We start from the raw sequence: 14,689 nt of genomic DNA, 5'->3' as shown, positions 1-14,689 counted from the left end.
TGGATTTTGACCTTTTGCCCCTGGTATCATACATAATTCTCTACGATCTTCATGATCTTCTTCATGGTTTTCAGGGTATCTTTTATTTTTTCATGTTCCATACTGTGTCCGACATCCGGAAAACAATACCATAAAACCTCATGTTTTTTGCAGAATTTTTTTAATTTTTTCCGTTCCAGATAACGATCCAGCTCCCCGCTTATCACAATGCAGTTTTCCTTTCGCATGTACGGAAAGGTCTGCTCAAGCGGTGTCATAAAGATATGACGGATCGTTCCCGGTTTTACACGTTTTTCCTTTTCCAGTGCATCCGCAAGCCATCCTGCAGATACCGTTCCCAGACTTTTTGACACAAAAAGAATCTCATCGTACGAAGCAAGATCTTTTTCTTTGATCCGCCCACGCACATAAGAAAGCGTCTGTCTGATATTCTCTTCGATGGTGATCATGTCTTTTTTGTCCCGGTATTCCGAATAGTGCATCAGCAGTGTATCGTATCCCTTTTCCCGGCAGATCGACTCTGCATAATAAAGCAGCGGGCAGTCTACGCCATAGCGTCTCCCCGGAAAAAATACGGCCAGTTTCTTTTTCATTTTGCAATGCTCCCTGTCACGTTCTCAAATTATGCATTTTATTCTATCATAGAATCTGCTGTTTTTCAAACCAGATTCGTGTAGAAAGAAGAAAAAAACCACGGCAGTTGTTTTCTGCCGCAGATCTTCTGTTCTTTCAAAGGCTTCTGAGATATTGATTTCTTTATGCCTGTACCTCTTTTATCACATTCATAAATGCCTGCATCTGCGGCGAAATCCATTTATCTCTGTGATATAAGAGCTGTTTCCATATATCAAGTTGAAAATCTTTCACATCCAGCCGCACCAGTCTTTTTTCCTGTACGGCCTTTTCTGTCACATAATCCGGCAGAAGCGAGATTGCGGAAGCGTTCTTTTCCAGCATCCGGCAGATCAGTTCTGTATTTCCCACCTCAAAAACCGGCTGAATCTCCAGGGAACAGCTCGCCAGATATTCACTTAACATCCTGCGGTAACTCATTTCTTTTTCCGTGAGGATAAACGGCTGGCAAATCAGTTCCTGCAGCGGAATCTGCTTCTTTCCGTTCAAGCTATTCTGATATCCTGTCACAAAATGCACTGCTTCTCGGCTCTCTGTGACGATCACATAATCACTGTGGTAAATGTGGCGGTCCAGTGTGTATACAAAATCCACCTGATTCTGATTCAAAAGTCGGAACATCTCATCCGTGCCGGCGATCACGATTTTCATCGTAATCTCCGGGTACTTCCGCTGCAAAAGAACAAACAGTTTTTCTGCAATTTCCTCGCACAGCGAATCCGACATGGCGATCCGCAGATGTCCACGCACTTCCTGCTTTGGCTGCACCATCTCCTGCATCTCACCGGCAAGCTGCTTCATGCGATGGGCGTAACGCAGGATTTCCTTGCCCCGGTCTGTCAGTGTCACTGTGCGGTTGATCCGCTCAAAAAGGACGGTGCCAAGCTCCTCCTCCAACTGCCGGATCTGAAATGAGACCGTAGACTGTGAGTAGCCCAAAAGCTCGGCGGCTTTTGTGAAACTGCCAAGTTCGGCAGTGTAAATAAAGGTGTTGATGTTTTTCATATCCATGATCGACTCTCCTTGTATCAAAAGGCGGAACAATATTTTTTTCCACTGTCACTGATTAATCGGTTTTTTCGATGGTTTAAATCATTATCATTCATTTTACAAATCTATATAAGTGAAGTATACTATATTTCACCACAAGATGCTACCATTATTAGTCATTTTGACAACAGTTTAAGAATATCAGAGGAGCAATGGAATTCCGCTGCTGATACTAATTTGTTGCTCGCCGCCTGCAGAGGCGACATCATTTCATATCTGATTCAGGCATCTAAGATTTTACAGGGGGATTTTTATTATGAATATCATTACCGCAGTCTACAATTTTTTATGGGGTGATCTGATCACGCTGCCGCTTCCGGGCGGCAGTTCGATCGGCATCTCACTTCTGGTGCTTCTTCTGGTTCCGGCAGGGATCTATTTTACAATCCGCACCAGGTTTGTCCTGATCCGCAGGTTTCCGCATATGATCCAGATCGCCATGGAGAAAAACGAACATTCTCAGGCGGGCAGTATTTCCGGATTTCAGGCTCTCATTGTTGCCACTGCCACCCGTGTCGGCATGGGCAATCTGGTCGGCGTTGTCGCTGCTATTTCTGCCGGCGGTGCCGGTGCGGTATTCTGGATGTGGCTTCTTGCTCTGCTTGGCTCCTCCACTGCTTTTGCAGAGGGCACATTGGCTCAGATCTACCGCCAGAAGGATCCGCTCTACGGCGGCTACCGCGGCGGTCCGGCCTACTACATCCACGATTTTATGACAAAGAAAAAAACGAAAAAGCAGAACAGACCGGCAAAAGAGAAACGTTACAGCCTGATCGCGGTTCTGTTTGCGATCTCTGGCCTGATCTGCTGGTGCGGCATCAGTCAGGTTATCAGCAACTCCGTAAGTTCCGCCATGAAGAATGCATTTCACATTCCGCCACTGTACACCACGATCTTCCTCGTCGTTGTGGCTGCGATCGTTGTTCTTCGCAAAAATGCCACCGTTCACGTCCTGGATGTCGTTGTTCCAATCATGGCCGGCTGTTATCTCCTGATCACACTGTTTGTCATCATCAAAAATATCGGTGCACTCCCTTCTGTGTTCCAGCGGATTTTTGAAGAAGCTTTTGGTCTTCGTCAGGTGGCTGCCGGTGGATTCGGTGCCGTGCTGATGAACGGGATCAAACGCGGTCTGTTTTCGAATGAGGCCGGAAGCGGATCTGCTCCATGTGCTGCCGCTGCCGCTGATGTCAGCCATCCGGCAAAGGCAGGTCTGATGCAGGCATTCGGTGTCTTTATCGATACCATCCTGATCTGTACCTGTTCTGCACTGCTGATGCTGCTGGCTCCGGCTGATAAAATTGCCGGACTTCAGGGTATGGATCTGCTTCAGAGTGCCATGCAGTATCACCTGGGAGAATTCGGTGTCATCTTTATCGCCGTGATCCTGTTTCTGTTCAGCTTTTCAACGTTTATCGGCATTCTATTCTATGCACGTTCCAACGTTGCCTACCTGTTCGGGGACAACTGGCTGTCACAGACCGCCTACAAAATCCTGGCACTTGTCATGCTGTTTATCGGCGGACTTGCCGCCTATACCTTTGTCTGGGATCTCGGGGATGTCGGCATCGGACTGATGACCATCTTCAATATGATCGCACTGATTCCACTGTCCGGACAGGCGATCGATTCCTTAAAAGATTACGAACGCAAAGAAAAATAATGCCGCATCATCTTTAATATGGAGATTTGAACTATGAAAGACGAAAAATATCTGGAACTGCTTGCAGAAAAATATCCGACGGAGCAGGCTGTATGTCGGGAGATCATCAATCTGAAAGCAATTCTCGGTCTTCCAAAAGGCACGGAGCATTTTATGAGCGACCTGCACGGAGAATATGAAGCTTTCTGCCATATTTTGAATAACTGTTCCGGTGTGATCCGTGAGAAAGTGGATCTGCTTTTCGAGGAAACGCTCTCGGATATCGATCGGGAAGAAATCTGCACGCTGATCTACTATCCAGTCGAAAAGCTGGAGATGATGAAAAAAGAGAGCCGCAACAACGAAGAATGGTACCGTGTGATCCTCGGCGAGCTGATTGAGATTGCCCGCCTTCTCTCCTCCAAATATACGCGTTCCAAAGTGCGTAAAGCGATGCCGGATGAGTACGCTTATATTCTGGATGAACTGATCCATGTGCAGAAGGATGAGGATGACAATCAGGTTGCCTATCATCAGAATATCATCGATACTTTGCTGGAACTTGACAGTGCCGATGCATTTATCGAAGTGCTCGCCGCCCTGATCAAACGCCTCGCCGTCGATCATCTGCACATTGTCGGAGACATTTTTGACCGCGGACCATGTGCCGACCGGATCATGGATCTTCTGATGAATTATCACTCTCTGGACATTGAATGGGGAAATCACGACATTCTCTGGATGGGTGCTGCTGCCGGAAGTGAGGCATGTATCGCTACCGTCATAAGAAACAATTTAAAATATCATAACATCCGCATTCTGGAAAACAGCTACGGTATCAGCCTGCGTGATCTGACGTTGTTTGCTGAAAAGCTTTATCCGGATACAGAGCCGATGGAAGCGGCATTAAAGGCCATTTCTGTCCTTTTATTCAAACTGGAAGGGCAGGTGATTCTTCGAAACCCGGATTATCAGATGACTGACAAACTGCTGCTCCACCAGGTCAACGTTCAAAATCACACCGTCTGCATCGCTGGCACAGACTACGAGATCTGCGAAGAAACTTTTCCGACGGTTTCCTTTGATCCTTCCAACCTGGAAGTTTCTTACGAACTGACCGCCGAAGAAAAGCAGATAATGGAAGGGCTTCGCATGGCATTTGTCGGCAGTGTCCGTCTGCGTCAGCATATGGATTTTCTCTATCAGAAAGGCAGCATGTACCGCATTTTTAATGGAAATCTGCTCTTCCACGGCTGTGTACCTCTCGATGAAAGCGGCAATCTTGAAGGTGTTGTATTCCACCAGAAACGTTACCGCGGACGTGATTATCTGGATTATGCCGAGCGGATCGCCAGACGTGCCTGGTCTAAAGATGCCACACAAAAAGAACTGGATTTTATGTGGTATCTTTGGTGCGGCAGAAAATCACCGTTGTCCGGCAGAAATATCAAAACGTTTGAGCGTACTTATGTAAAAGATGAAAGTACCTGGCATGAGGCATCCAACCCTTATTATCAGTACTACGAGCAGGAAAAAATCTGCAATATGATCCTTCATGAATTTAATCTTTATTCTGATCGGTCACATATCATCAATGGACACACCCCGGTACGCACCTCCAGAGGGGAACACCCGGTACGTGCAAACGGCCGTCTGATGGTGATCGACGGCGGATTCTGCAAAAGCTATCACAAAACAACCGGTATCGCCGGATACACGCTGATCTTCAATTCGCACGGTATCCGCATCAAATCCCACCAGCCATTCCAGAGCGTCTATGCCGCACTGACCGAAAATAAAGACATCGAATCCAGATCTGAACTGGTCGAAACGGAGCGAGAACGGCTGATGGTACGCAACACCGACACCGGAAAAAAGATTCTGGAAGATATTAAAGGATTGAAAATGCTGCTTCAGGCTTACCGTGAAGGCACAATGGAATAAATTTTTCGGGTGTTTTGACACCCGAATTTTTTTATGTTACACTCTACGTGATGCCCGCAAGTCACAGCAAGAATGTCAAAGGCATTCTTGAATCCGTCTTGTTGCTTCCGGCATCATGACATTATATAATACGCTGTTTGGAATATTTTCCCGTATTTCGGGATTCTGAACGGACACACTCAGACAAAGGAGATTCAATAATGGGAGGACTATTTGGAGTTGCTTCAAAAACAGATTGTATCATGGACTTGTTCTACGGAGTGGATTATCATTCTCACTTAGGAACACGCCGCGGCGGTATGGCTACGCATGGGGCGGACGGTTTCTGCCGTTCGATCCACAACATCGAAAATTCCCCGTTCCGTACAAAATTTGAACGCGATGTAGAAGAACTGACCGGAAATCTCGGCATTGGCTGTATTTCTGACTACGAACCGCAGCCGCTTCTGATCCAGTCACATCTTGGAAGTTTTGCGATCACAACGGTCGGAAAGATCAACAATGCGGACGAACTTCTGAATAAGATTTACGAAAACGGTCATTCACATTTTCAGGAAATGAGTGGCGGTCAGATCAATGCCACGGAACTCGTTGCCGCACTGATCTGCAAGCAGGACAGCTTTGAGAACGGTATCCGCTATGCCCAGGAAGCCATTGACGGTTCCCTGACACTGCTGATCATGACAAAAGACGGCATTTATGCTGCCAGAGATATCTACGGAAGAACTCCACTTGTCATCGGACACCGTGAAGGTGCTTACTGTGCGGCTTTCGAGAATTTTTCTTACATTAACCTTGGCTACACAGATGTAAAAGAATTAGGTCCCGGCGAGATTGTATACATCACCCCGGAGAGTGTGGAAACGCTCGTTCCGCCTCGCAAGAAAATGAAAATCTGTTCTTTCCTGTGGGTTTACTATGGTTATCCGACTTCCAGTTACGAAGGCGTAAACGTAGAAGAAATGCGTTATAACTGCGGTGCACTGCTGGCAAAACGAGATAAAGGAAAAGTAGATCCGGATATCGTAGCCGGTGTCCCGGACTCCGGTATTGCACATGCTATCGGATATGCCAATGAATCCGGCGTTCCGTTCGCCCGTCCTTTCATTAAATATACACCGACCTGGCCGCGTTCCTTTATGCCGACGGACCAGCGTCAGAGAGAACTGATCGCCCGCATGAAGCTGATCCCGGTACATGCCCTGATCAAAAACAAAAAGCTGCTTCTGATCGACGACTCCATCGTCCGCGGTACACAGCTTCGTGAGACAACCGAGTTCCTGTATCAGAGCGGAGCCAAAGAAGTCCACGTCAGACCGGCGTGTCCTCCGCTGCTCTACGGATGTAAATTCCTGAACTTCTCCCGTTCCAAATCCGAGCTGGATCTGATCACCAGAAGAGTGATCCTGGAACGCGAAGGAAAAGATGCAGAGAAATATCTGGAAGAATATGCAGATCCGAACAGCGAACGTTATCAGGCAATGCTCGATGAAATCTGCCGCATCCAGAATTTCACCAGCCTGCGTTATCACAGACTCGATGACCTGATCAAGTCAATCGGGATCAAACCGTGTGATATCTGCACCTACTGCTTCAACGGGGAGGAGTAAGGGTATTTTACAATGCCGGACAGAAAAAAGTCAGGGCTTGTGACACGCATCGTTTCCGTCACAATGCCCTGACTTTTTTCTGTCCGGCATATAAAAACCACTACTTCCACTACAATTCCTCTCACCATACGCACCAGATATTATACTTTTCTATGATAATTCTGCTTTTATTAAAAATACTATGTTTTGTTCTTCTTTGCTTGCCAAAATCGAAACAATTTGACAAGCATCGGTAAAACAAAAAATCCCATGATTAGAAGCATTACAATCACTGAAATAATCTCCTGATATATCGCTATGGCAATTCCAACTGCCAGTTCAGCCATTGTCCATACAGCCAGCTCAAATATATTCTCTTCTGTAATTTCCCGGTCTAAAATCGCTATAACAAACAGTAAATAGAACGTTACGACAGCATTTTTATAGTCTTTCCCATATAGTCTCTGAATCAGCAAAATCGCCAGACCTGTAATTTCTACAATTCTATCTTTTCTCATTCGCTCACCTCCTGAAATCCAACCTTAAATCTCGTCACTGATGCAAATTACAGCTCTTCGCTTACAAAAATGAAAGCTGCACTATATATGATATAATTTAATATACAAACACTATGAAACAATTCATATGGCATCTTTTGACCTTAACCTCTGATAATATCTTCTTTCACAGCGTTTATTTATATCTGAATTTTATTATATTTTGGTAATATTTTCAATATTTTTCTCATTTAAATCATTTATCATTTTTTGCTACGATATTTTTCTTTAAATTTTCAGAAATTTTAAACAGGTATAAAAACAGCCATAATCATCCGAAAACAAATCGCTCTGACGGTAGCAAGGATTCCGTCGTGAGGTTTGCGATGCTGCCGCCCAGGGGAGCCGCTGTTTGAGCAGCGAAGCTGCGAGTTTAGGCGAAGGGCGGCTAACCGGCGAGCGAACCGAACAGGAAACGCAGCGTGTCAGAGGATTGTTTTCGGACGATTATGGCGTCTTATTTATCTCTTCTATTATATTTTTATCAATATCCTATATTGATATCTTTTGATTTTTCTATCTTTCATCCATATCTTTGTTTCTTAATTTTTACATACTCTTACGTTCTGCGATCTCTGCCATCTTTGCCTCGTTCAGTCTGGTATCGCCATGCACGCGGCTGTAGGACAGATATCCATTCATACGGTCGATCTTCGTGAGGTTCTTGGAACCGCATTTCGGGCAGACATCCATCTCCAGTTCCTGATGACCGCAGTCATCGCAGTAGGCCAGAGAAAGGTTGACTCCTTCGTAGTAGCCCAGATCCATCGCACGGCGGATCAGGCTCTTGATCGCCTGTACGTTGTAATCGATCGGATAACGTACATACTGAATCTTGCCTCCGTTGCACAGTTCCCAGAAACGACCTTCCAGATCCTGTTTTTCGATTGGTGTGATATCTTCGGTTACATGGCAGTGGAAGCTGTTGCTGACGTATGGACGGTCGGATACATTCTCCACGATGCCGTATTTCTTGCGGAACTGCTCGACCTGAAGTCCGCACAGGCTCTCTGCCGGTGTGCCGTAGATCGCATACAGCCAGCCGTCTTCTTCTTTGAATTCAGAAACTTTCTTGTTAATATATTCCAGTACTTCCAGAGCAAACTCACCGTCTTCGGTGATAGATTTTCCGTTATAGAGTTCCTGCAGTTCATTCAGGGCGGTGATACCAAAGGATGCCGTCATCGGCTTTAACAGCTTTTTGATGCGTTCGTTCGGTTTCAGATGTCCGCCGTAGAACCCGCCTTCGCAGTAAGCCAGCGGGTTGGTGGATGCTTTCATCGCTCCCAGATACTCGTAAGTACGTTTGTGCAGATTGCGGATCATTTCCAGATAATAGTCCAGCACTTCGTAAAAATCACGGCTCTCGGATCTTGCTTTGGCAAGGATCATCGGGAGATGCAGGCTGACAGCACCGATGTTGAAGCGTCCGGTAAATACTGGCACATCTTTGTCGTCTGCCGGATACATACCGCCTCTTTCGTACCACGGACTTAAGAATGCACGGCATCCCATCGGGCTGATCACTTTTTTGTACTGTTTGTACATGCTGGAAATATAGCCTTTTCCGGTCATGGAAAGCCAGTCCGGATACATGGTCTTTGCAGAACATGCCACGCCGGCCTCAAAGACATCTTCACATTCTCCGCCTACACCGTGCAGTTTCTCGTCATAAAGAAAGACAATTTTCGGGAACAGCACCGGTTTCTTGTTGCCCGGTCTTCCCTGTCCGCCCTTATGGACGTTCAGAAGCGAAATGTTGCACATTTTTTCAAAACGCTGTGTTCCAAGTCCGATCGTTACGGTCACAAACGGATAATCGCCTCTGGAGGAACCGACGGTATTTAACTTATACTCAATACCCTGCCATCCCTGGTCAAAATCACGTCTCACTTTGTTGATCGCATATTCTTCGGCACGTTCTTCCACGCCGTTCCATAACGGATCTGCATATTTGATAAATTCTTCTTTATATTTCTTGTAGCTCTTCTCGGCATACGGAGCAAGCACCTTGTCCATCTCCGGCACGGTAAATCCGCCGTACTGCTGTGCCGCCGTACTTAAAATAATATCACCGATCACATCGAACGCCGTATCCAGTGTCTTCGGCTCGTTGTACCAGACATTTCCCATCTCAAATCCGCCGGTCAGAACAGCTGCCACATCAAACAGACAGCAGTTCATAGTATCCAGTCTCGCGGACTGATCGTGGATATAGATATAGCCGTCCTTGCACGCCTGAAGCTCATCACGCGTCATAAAAAATTTGCGGTACAGCTCTTTATTCAGCTCGTTAAAGATCAGGCTTCGCTTTGTCGCCACCAGGGCACTGTCCGTGTTGGCATTGCTCTTGTCTCCGATGTAACGGATCGACTGGCTCTTTGTGTAGACCTCATCCATCATATGGATAAAATCCAGCTTGTAGTTGCGGTAATCACGATAGCTTTTGGCTACTGCCGGATTGACTCTCTCGAGAGCACCTTCGACAATGTTATGCATCTCCTGGATCGTGATCCCGTCTTTTTTAAGGGACTCCGCCCGGTCATATGCAAACTGACAGATAAATGCGATCTCATCTGTCGAAAACTCATACAAAATGCGGGCTGCTGATTTGTTGACTGCCGCTATGATCTTATCTACATTGAATTCTTCCCGTGTTCCATCTTTCTTTATGACGTACATCACCAAGTCTCCTCCTACTATATGTTGTGTATCTATCTAAATTTTGTTTTTTCATCAAACAACATGTAGAATATAGTATATACCATAATGACATACACGTAAAGAGGCTTTTGCAACGTTTTTACAAAAATTTTTTTAATTCATCAATATTTTTCTCTTCCCGCTTCAACTGTTTTTTTGCAAAATCCAGCACTTCTGTATCCTCTCCATCATAGTCACGGATCTGTCTTGTCAGGCTGGTAACGCCCATGGTGCTGCCCTGGATCAGCATTTCCGCAAGCTTTGAAGTCTGCATATCCTGCATACTTTTCCTGTTGATATTCATGTGAGCCATCCATTTGGAGATCATCGGAGCTTCTTTTTGTTCTTCCGGTGCATGGCGTGCTTTCAGCATCTGTCCACTGACCTGAAATGCTTTTTCATATTCCTGCATCTGCCTGCTGACCGTTTTCGAAAATTCCGTATCCTTTGTCGCATCCAGAATATGACGCAGTGTATCCTGTCCCATGTCTGCATTTTTGTGAATGTCACTCAACATTTTGATCTCTGTCTCCATAAGTTCCTCCTGTCATACATGATATTTGTCACCTCAAACCTGATTCAGGCTTTTATGAACAGTAATCATTATCTTCATTTTTGGAAATTTTATGTACACTTGCAGCTTTTTTTAATTTATTCTGCACTTAAATTCAAAAAGGCATCTGCGAAACTGTCAGGGACAGATGACACAGAGCTATCGCACTTGCCTGGCAGGAGGAAGGAAATTAAAATTTTCCTACAACAACCCATACTTCACCTTGATCCTCTGCAGTTTCTCCAGCAACGGCTTCGCCCCGATCCACAAAAACAAGAAGGTTGAGCTTGCATGCACCAGATCGACCGGAACACCGGAGATATAGATCGCAAGCAGTCCGCTCCAGCTGAATTGATATACGCTCATAAACAGTGCCGCCGGGTTCATGATCCCGCCGTAGATCATAAAGGTGACCAGAAAGCCATATACGGACAGCTGCAGCCGTTTTGTCGGCAGGATCCGCAGTCGGTAGAGGATACCGGATAAAAATCCGATAAATCCCATGGCAAACATCTGCCATGGCGTCCAGGGACCCTGACCGAACAGGAAGTTGCTGACCAGCATGGTCATCGATCCAACCAAAAAGCCAGCCTCTGCTCCAAAGGCGATTGCCGATATGATCACGATCGCGATGATCGGCTTAAAGCTCGGCGTCATAAAGAAAGCCGCTCTTCCGGCAGTGGCCAGTGCGATCATGGTTGCCAGGACAACCAGTTCTCTGACTTCCGGTTTTCTTCCTTCAAATGCCATAAAAAACGGCAGCAATGCATAAAGCACGATCACCAGGCTGATCAGATAATATTTTCTCGGACCAAACACTCGATCGATCCAGTCTGCCAGTGCACTTTGATCTGTCAGCCAGAATCCGGCTGCAATAGTAAGAGGGATTGCCACCAGAAGCAAAAACAGACTGACTCTGGTCCGTTTTGACAGGCGTTTCTTTTCCTGTTGTTTATAGCCTTCGGTGTCTGCCTCAAACATATCATCATCGATCACAACATCACCGGCTCCGCCTTCGCCCATCAGATCTTTGGCAAAATCTGCGATTGCTTTTGTCTTTTTGCCTTTTGGCACGAAGGTGCGTTTCAGCTTCGCTGCGATCGTATCTTCCTCTGCTTCCGGCGATTCATAAAACTGCTTCAGAAATTCTTTTGTTTCCTGTTCTCTTTCCATATTCCCGGCCTGCACTCCCTGTATCTTCTCATTTTTCATCTTTTTTTGCATATCACACACACCTGCTGTCATCCAAAAGAGCTTCCGCAACATCTGCTGCCGTCACTGCCATCGGAAAATATTTACGTGCCATCCTGTTTGCCGCTGTCGTATAGAAGTTATTTCCGGCAAAGAAAGATTTTGGTGTACCGCTCGCCGCAATATTTCCGTCAAAGAACAGACCGCAGCGGTCCGCATAAGATGCACAGAACTCGATATCATGCGAGATCATAAAGATCGTTACACCCTGCTTTTTCAGAAGATCCAGAATTTCTGCAAACTCTTTCTTAAAATAACTGTCCAGACCTTTGGTCGGTTCGTCCATCAGAAGAAGTTTCGGGCGCAGCAACAGAATTTTCGCAAGTGCCAGTCTCTGCTGTTCCCCGCCGCTTAAATCATATGGATGACGGTGCAGCAGTCCTTCTAAATGCGTTACTTTGACGATTCCTTCCACTGCCTCGCATTTTTCCATGGCAAGGTGATACTCTTCATTTTTCTTTTCTTTTGTTCCGCCCACCATCTCGAACAGTTCCAGCTCCACCGTCTTTTTTACAAACAGAGACTGCGGATTCTGCGGCAGAACCCCCAAAAAGCCACGAAACAGCTCCTTTTCACTGTAACGGCGGACATCTTTTCCTTCCAGCAGAACTTTGCCGCGGTATGGCTTTCGAAGCCGGCTGATGATCGAAAGCGTCGTTGATTTTCCGGTTCCATTTCCGCCGAGCAATGCAAAAAACTCTCCTCGCTTCAGTGAGAGATTGAGTCCTTTTACAACATCCGGCTGGTCTTTGTCATAACGGAACCAGATATCTTTCGCCTCCAGAATGATTTCTTCTTTCGCCAACTTTTCTTTCGCATCTTTTCCGAAAAATTCTGCCTCCTGCGGCCGGATCTGTTTTTCTTTGCAGATCGCATTCAGCCAGTTTCTTCCGTCCCGGACTGTGATCGGACACTCCATATGCTTTCCGGAATTTACTTTTGCATAAATCTGCATCGGAACCGGCATTGCCAGAAACATTTCGTGGTTCTGTTTTTTTAATTCTTCCCCGATCTCTTCCGGTGTTCCCATGCACAGTACTTCTCCGCCCTCCATCACGACAACACGGTCTGCTGCCGGAAATACTTCTTCCAGGTGGTGCTCTGTCAACAGGATCGTTGTACCGAGATCTCGGTTGATCTTCTTTACTGTTCCCAGGAAATCGGACGCAGCGATCGGATCGAGCTGTGAAGTCGGCTCATCCAGAATCAGAATATCCGGATGCATAGCCATAATGGAAGCCAGATTCAGAAGCTGTTTCTGACCGCCTGATAATTCTGCCACATTTTTATAAAACCAGTCCTGGATTCCAAAATAACTTGCCATTTCTGCCACACGGATACGGATCTCTGCACTTTTGTATCCAAGACTCTCCAGTCCAAATGCCAGCTCATGCCACACTTTGTCTGTCACGATCTGATTGTCCGGGTTTTGCAGAACGTAACCGATTCTCTGACTCTGTTCCCTGCCTGTCATCTCATGCAGATTTTTTCCGTCAAAAAGAATTTCTCCTTTTCGTTTTCCGTGCGGTGTCAGCGGTGTCTTCATATGTTTTAACAGCGTACTTTTTCCACATCCGCTCTTGCCGCACAGCACCAGAAATTCTCCTTCTTTTATCTGAAAGGAAATGTGGTTCAGCGCTCTTTTTTCTTCTTCCGGATAAGCAAAACAGAGATCTTTGATCTCCAGGATCGAACCTGGTCCATCTGTCTGGCTTTCTATACTATTATCAATATGATTAATATTCTTCTTATCACTTTTGCTGCTGTTTTGTTTCGTTTCTTTTCCCATCGATTCTGACATCGCCTATCTCCTTTTTCTAATCCTGTACTTCCCACAGGCGATAATTGGCCTGCTCTGCTTTTTCTACCTGTTTACGTCTCTGTTTCCACTGATATCGATCCCAGAGTTCCAGCACCACCGGAAGCACGGAGAACAGCAAAAATGCCAGATATACTAGCAGGCTTCCTGCTGTCAGTGGAATTCCCTTTACAATAATTTTCGGGTTATACTGACAGAACGTATAGCCTTTTGAAAATCCAAACAGAGTCAGTGCGAAACTTGCTCCCATAAACAAAAGGCAGAGAATATCACGTTTATCAAATCGATACAGAGAAAATGCCGTTCTTCCTTTTTCACCGTAACCGCGGCATTTCATAGAATCTGAAGTCTCGATCGCATTTTCCAGTGCCCAGGTTACCAAAATGGAAAATATCGTGATCCCATGTTTCGCACGCTTTACCAGACTGCCGTTTTCGGTACTTCGTCCGATGCATTTCTGACCATCTGATATCACACCTGCCTCTCTGATAAATTTCGGGACAAAACGCAGACACATCGAAAGCACCAGGGACAGTGCCGGTATGATTTTTCCGAACAGATAGATAAACTTGTCCGATGTCATTACGATCGTATAACAGGAAAACCAGATCATCGTACACACCAGCATCATCGCCATCACCAGACCATAGACACAGCTCTCCAGTGTAAACGGATTGCCATTGTGCAGATAACCGATGATCGTCACACCATAGTGGTTGAACATCGGATTCATCAGTGCCACGATCAGCATCATCGGTATCGAAAAGATCAGATTAAATTTAACTGTTTTTTTCCATCCTTTCAGCAAAACGGAATATGCAATTCCTCCAAACAGCGAAATTGCCAGAATGACCGGATGAACAACAAATACCGTCACTCCGATCACTCCGACAAAATAAAGCATGTTCAGAAGCGGATGGTATGTAGAAAATGTATCTTTCATATTTA

Annotated in this window: 11 protein-coding genes; 3 read left to right on the top strand and 8 right to left on the bottom strand. The window is 45.8% G+C overall.

Translation table 11 applies throughout. The features are described from left to right. Positions 1-26 precede the first annotated feature (26 nt). Both LKD42_RS04840 and LKD42_RS04835 read right to left on the bottom strand, forming a co-directional pair. Complete coding sequence (locus tag LKD42_RS04840; protein ID WP_248834976.1) at positions 27-593, bottom strand: hypothetical protein; 567 nt, start codon at positions 591-593, stop codon at positions 27-29. A 163-nt stretch (positions 594-756) separates the two neighbouring features. Further along, complete coding sequence (locus LKD42_RS04835; RefSeq protein WP_248834975.1) at positions 757-1,644, bottom strand: LysR family transcriptional regulator; 888 nt, start codon at positions 1,642-1,644, stop codon at positions 757-759. A 295-nt stretch (positions 1,645-1,939) separates the two neighbouring features. Here LKD42_RS04835 and LKD42_RS04830 point away from each other — a divergent pair, with 295 nt between their 5' ends. From LKD42_RS04830 to LKD42_RS04820, 3 genes are all read left to right on the top strand, one after another. After that, on the top strand, positions 1,940-3,346 hold the full coding sequence (locus tag LKD42_RS04830; protein ID WP_248834974.1) for an alanine/glycine:cation symporter family protein: 1,407 nt from the start codon (positions 1,940-1,942) through the stop codon (positions 3,344-3,346). 33 nt (positions 3,347-3,379) lie between these two features. Next, positions 3,380-5,269, top strand: a complete 1,890-nt coding sequence (locus LKD42_RS04825; RefSeq protein ID WP_147632009.1) for a fructose-1,6-bisphosphatase — start codon at positions 3,380-3,382, stop codon at positions 5,267-5,269. Between the two features lie 200 nt (positions 5,270-5,469). Beyond that, entirely contained in the window at positions 5,470-6,879 is a 1,410-nt protein-coding gene (locus LKD42_RS04820) for an amidophosphoribosyltransferase (protein ID WP_147632008.1), read from the top strand. A gap of 179 nt (positions 6,880-7,058) precedes the next feature. On the opposite strand, the gene LKD42_RS04815 is transcribed toward LKD42_RS04820, so the two are convergent. From LKD42_RS04815 to LKD42_RS04790, 6 genes are all read right to left on the bottom strand, one after another. Continuing rightward, the gene (locus tag LKD42_RS04815) at positions 7,059-7,376 is read right to left on the bottom strand and encodes a hypothetical protein (RefSeq protein WP_248834973.1); all 318 of its coding nucleotides are present in this window, start codon (positions 7,374-7,376) and stop codon (positions 7,059-7,061) included. A 588-nt stretch (positions 7,377-7,964) separates the two neighbouring features. Beyond that, the gene (nrdD, locus tag LKD42_RS04810) at positions 7,965-10,100 is read right to left on the bottom strand and encodes an anaerobic ribonucleoside-triphosphate reductase (protein ID WP_173865653.1); all 2,136 of its coding nucleotides are present in this window, start codon (positions 10,098-10,100) and stop codon (positions 7,965-7,967) included. Positions 10,101-10,218: 118 nt separating this feature from the next. Then, positions 10,219-10,653 carry a hypothetical protein gene (locus LKD42_RS04805; protein ID WP_248834972.1) on the bottom strand — a complete coding sequence of 145 codons (435 nt, stop codon included), beginning with the start codon at positions 10,651-10,653 and terminating at the stop codon, positions 10,219-10,221. Between the two features lie 219 nt (positions 10,654-10,872). Next, positions 10,873-11,883, bottom strand: a complete 1,011-nt coding sequence (locus tag LKD42_RS04800; protein WP_248834971.1) for an ECF transporter S component — start codon at positions 11,881-11,883, stop codon at positions 10,873-10,875. Positions 11,884-11,896: 13 nt separating this feature from the next. Next, complete coding sequence (locus LKD42_RS04795; RefSeq protein ID WP_248834970.1) at positions 11,897-13,723, bottom strand: ABC transporter ATP-binding protein; 1,827 nt, start codon at positions 13,721-13,723, stop codon at positions 11,897-11,899. Between the two features lie 16 nt (positions 13,724-13,739). Next, positions 13,740-14,684, bottom strand: a complete 945-nt coding sequence (locus tag LKD42_RS04790; protein WP_022120004.1) for an energy-coupling factor transporter transmembrane component T — start codon at positions 14,682-14,684, stop codon at positions 13,740-13,742. Between the last annotated feature and the right edge of the window lie 5 nt (positions 14,685-14,689).

It is taken from the genome of Hominisplanchenecus faecis, from assembly GCF_020687205.1.
Classification (GTDB): Bacteria; Bacillota; Clostridia; order Lachnospirales; family Lachnospiraceae; genus Hominisplanchenecus; species Hominisplanchenecus faecis.
The sequence above is the reverse complement of the archived record's forward strand: the minus strand, read 5'-3'. Positions and strand labels throughout refer to the sequence as shown.

Bases quoted from the DNA above. Each gene is read 5' to 3' on its own strand.
- LKD42_RS04815 (WP_248834973.1), bottom strand. From the start codon at position 7,376: ATGAGAAAAGATAGAATTGTAGAAATTACAGGTCTGGCGATTTTGCTG.
- LKD42_RS04825 (WP_147632009.1), top strand. From the start codon at position 3,380: ATGAAAGACGAAAAATATCTGGAACTGCTTGCAGAAAAATATCCGACG.
- LKD42_RS04795 (WP_248834970.1), bottom strand. From the start codon at position 13,723: ATGTCAGAATCGATGGGAAAAGAAACGAAACAAAACAGCAGCAAAAGT.
- LKD42_RS04830 (WP_248834974.1), top strand. From the start codon at position 1,940: ATGAATATCATTACCGCAGTCTACAATTTTTTATGGGGTGATCTGATC.
- LKD42_RS04840 (WP_248834976.1), bottom strand. From the start codon at position 593: ATGAAAAAGAAACTGGCCGTATTTTTTCCGGGGAGACGCTATGGCGTA.
- LKD42_RS04835 (WP_248834975.1), bottom strand. From the start codon at position 1,644: ATGGATATGAAAAACATCAACACCTTTATTTACACTGCCGAACTTGGC.
- LKD42_RS04790 (WP_022120004.1), bottom strand. From the start codon at position 14,684: ATGAAAGATACATTTTCTACATACCATCCGCTTCTGAACATGCTTTAT.
- LKD42_RS04820 (WP_147632008.1), top strand. From the start codon at position 5,470: ATGGGAGGACTATTTGGAGTTGCTTCAAAAACAGATTGTATCATGGAC.
- LKD42_RS04805 (WP_248834972.1), bottom strand. From the start codon at position 10,653: ATGGAGACAGAGATCAAAATGTTGAGTGACATTCACAAAAATGCAGAC.
- LKD42_RS04800 (WP_248834971.1), bottom strand. From the start codon at position 11,883: ATGAAAAATGAGAAGATACAGGGAGTGCAGGCCGGGAATATGGAAAGA.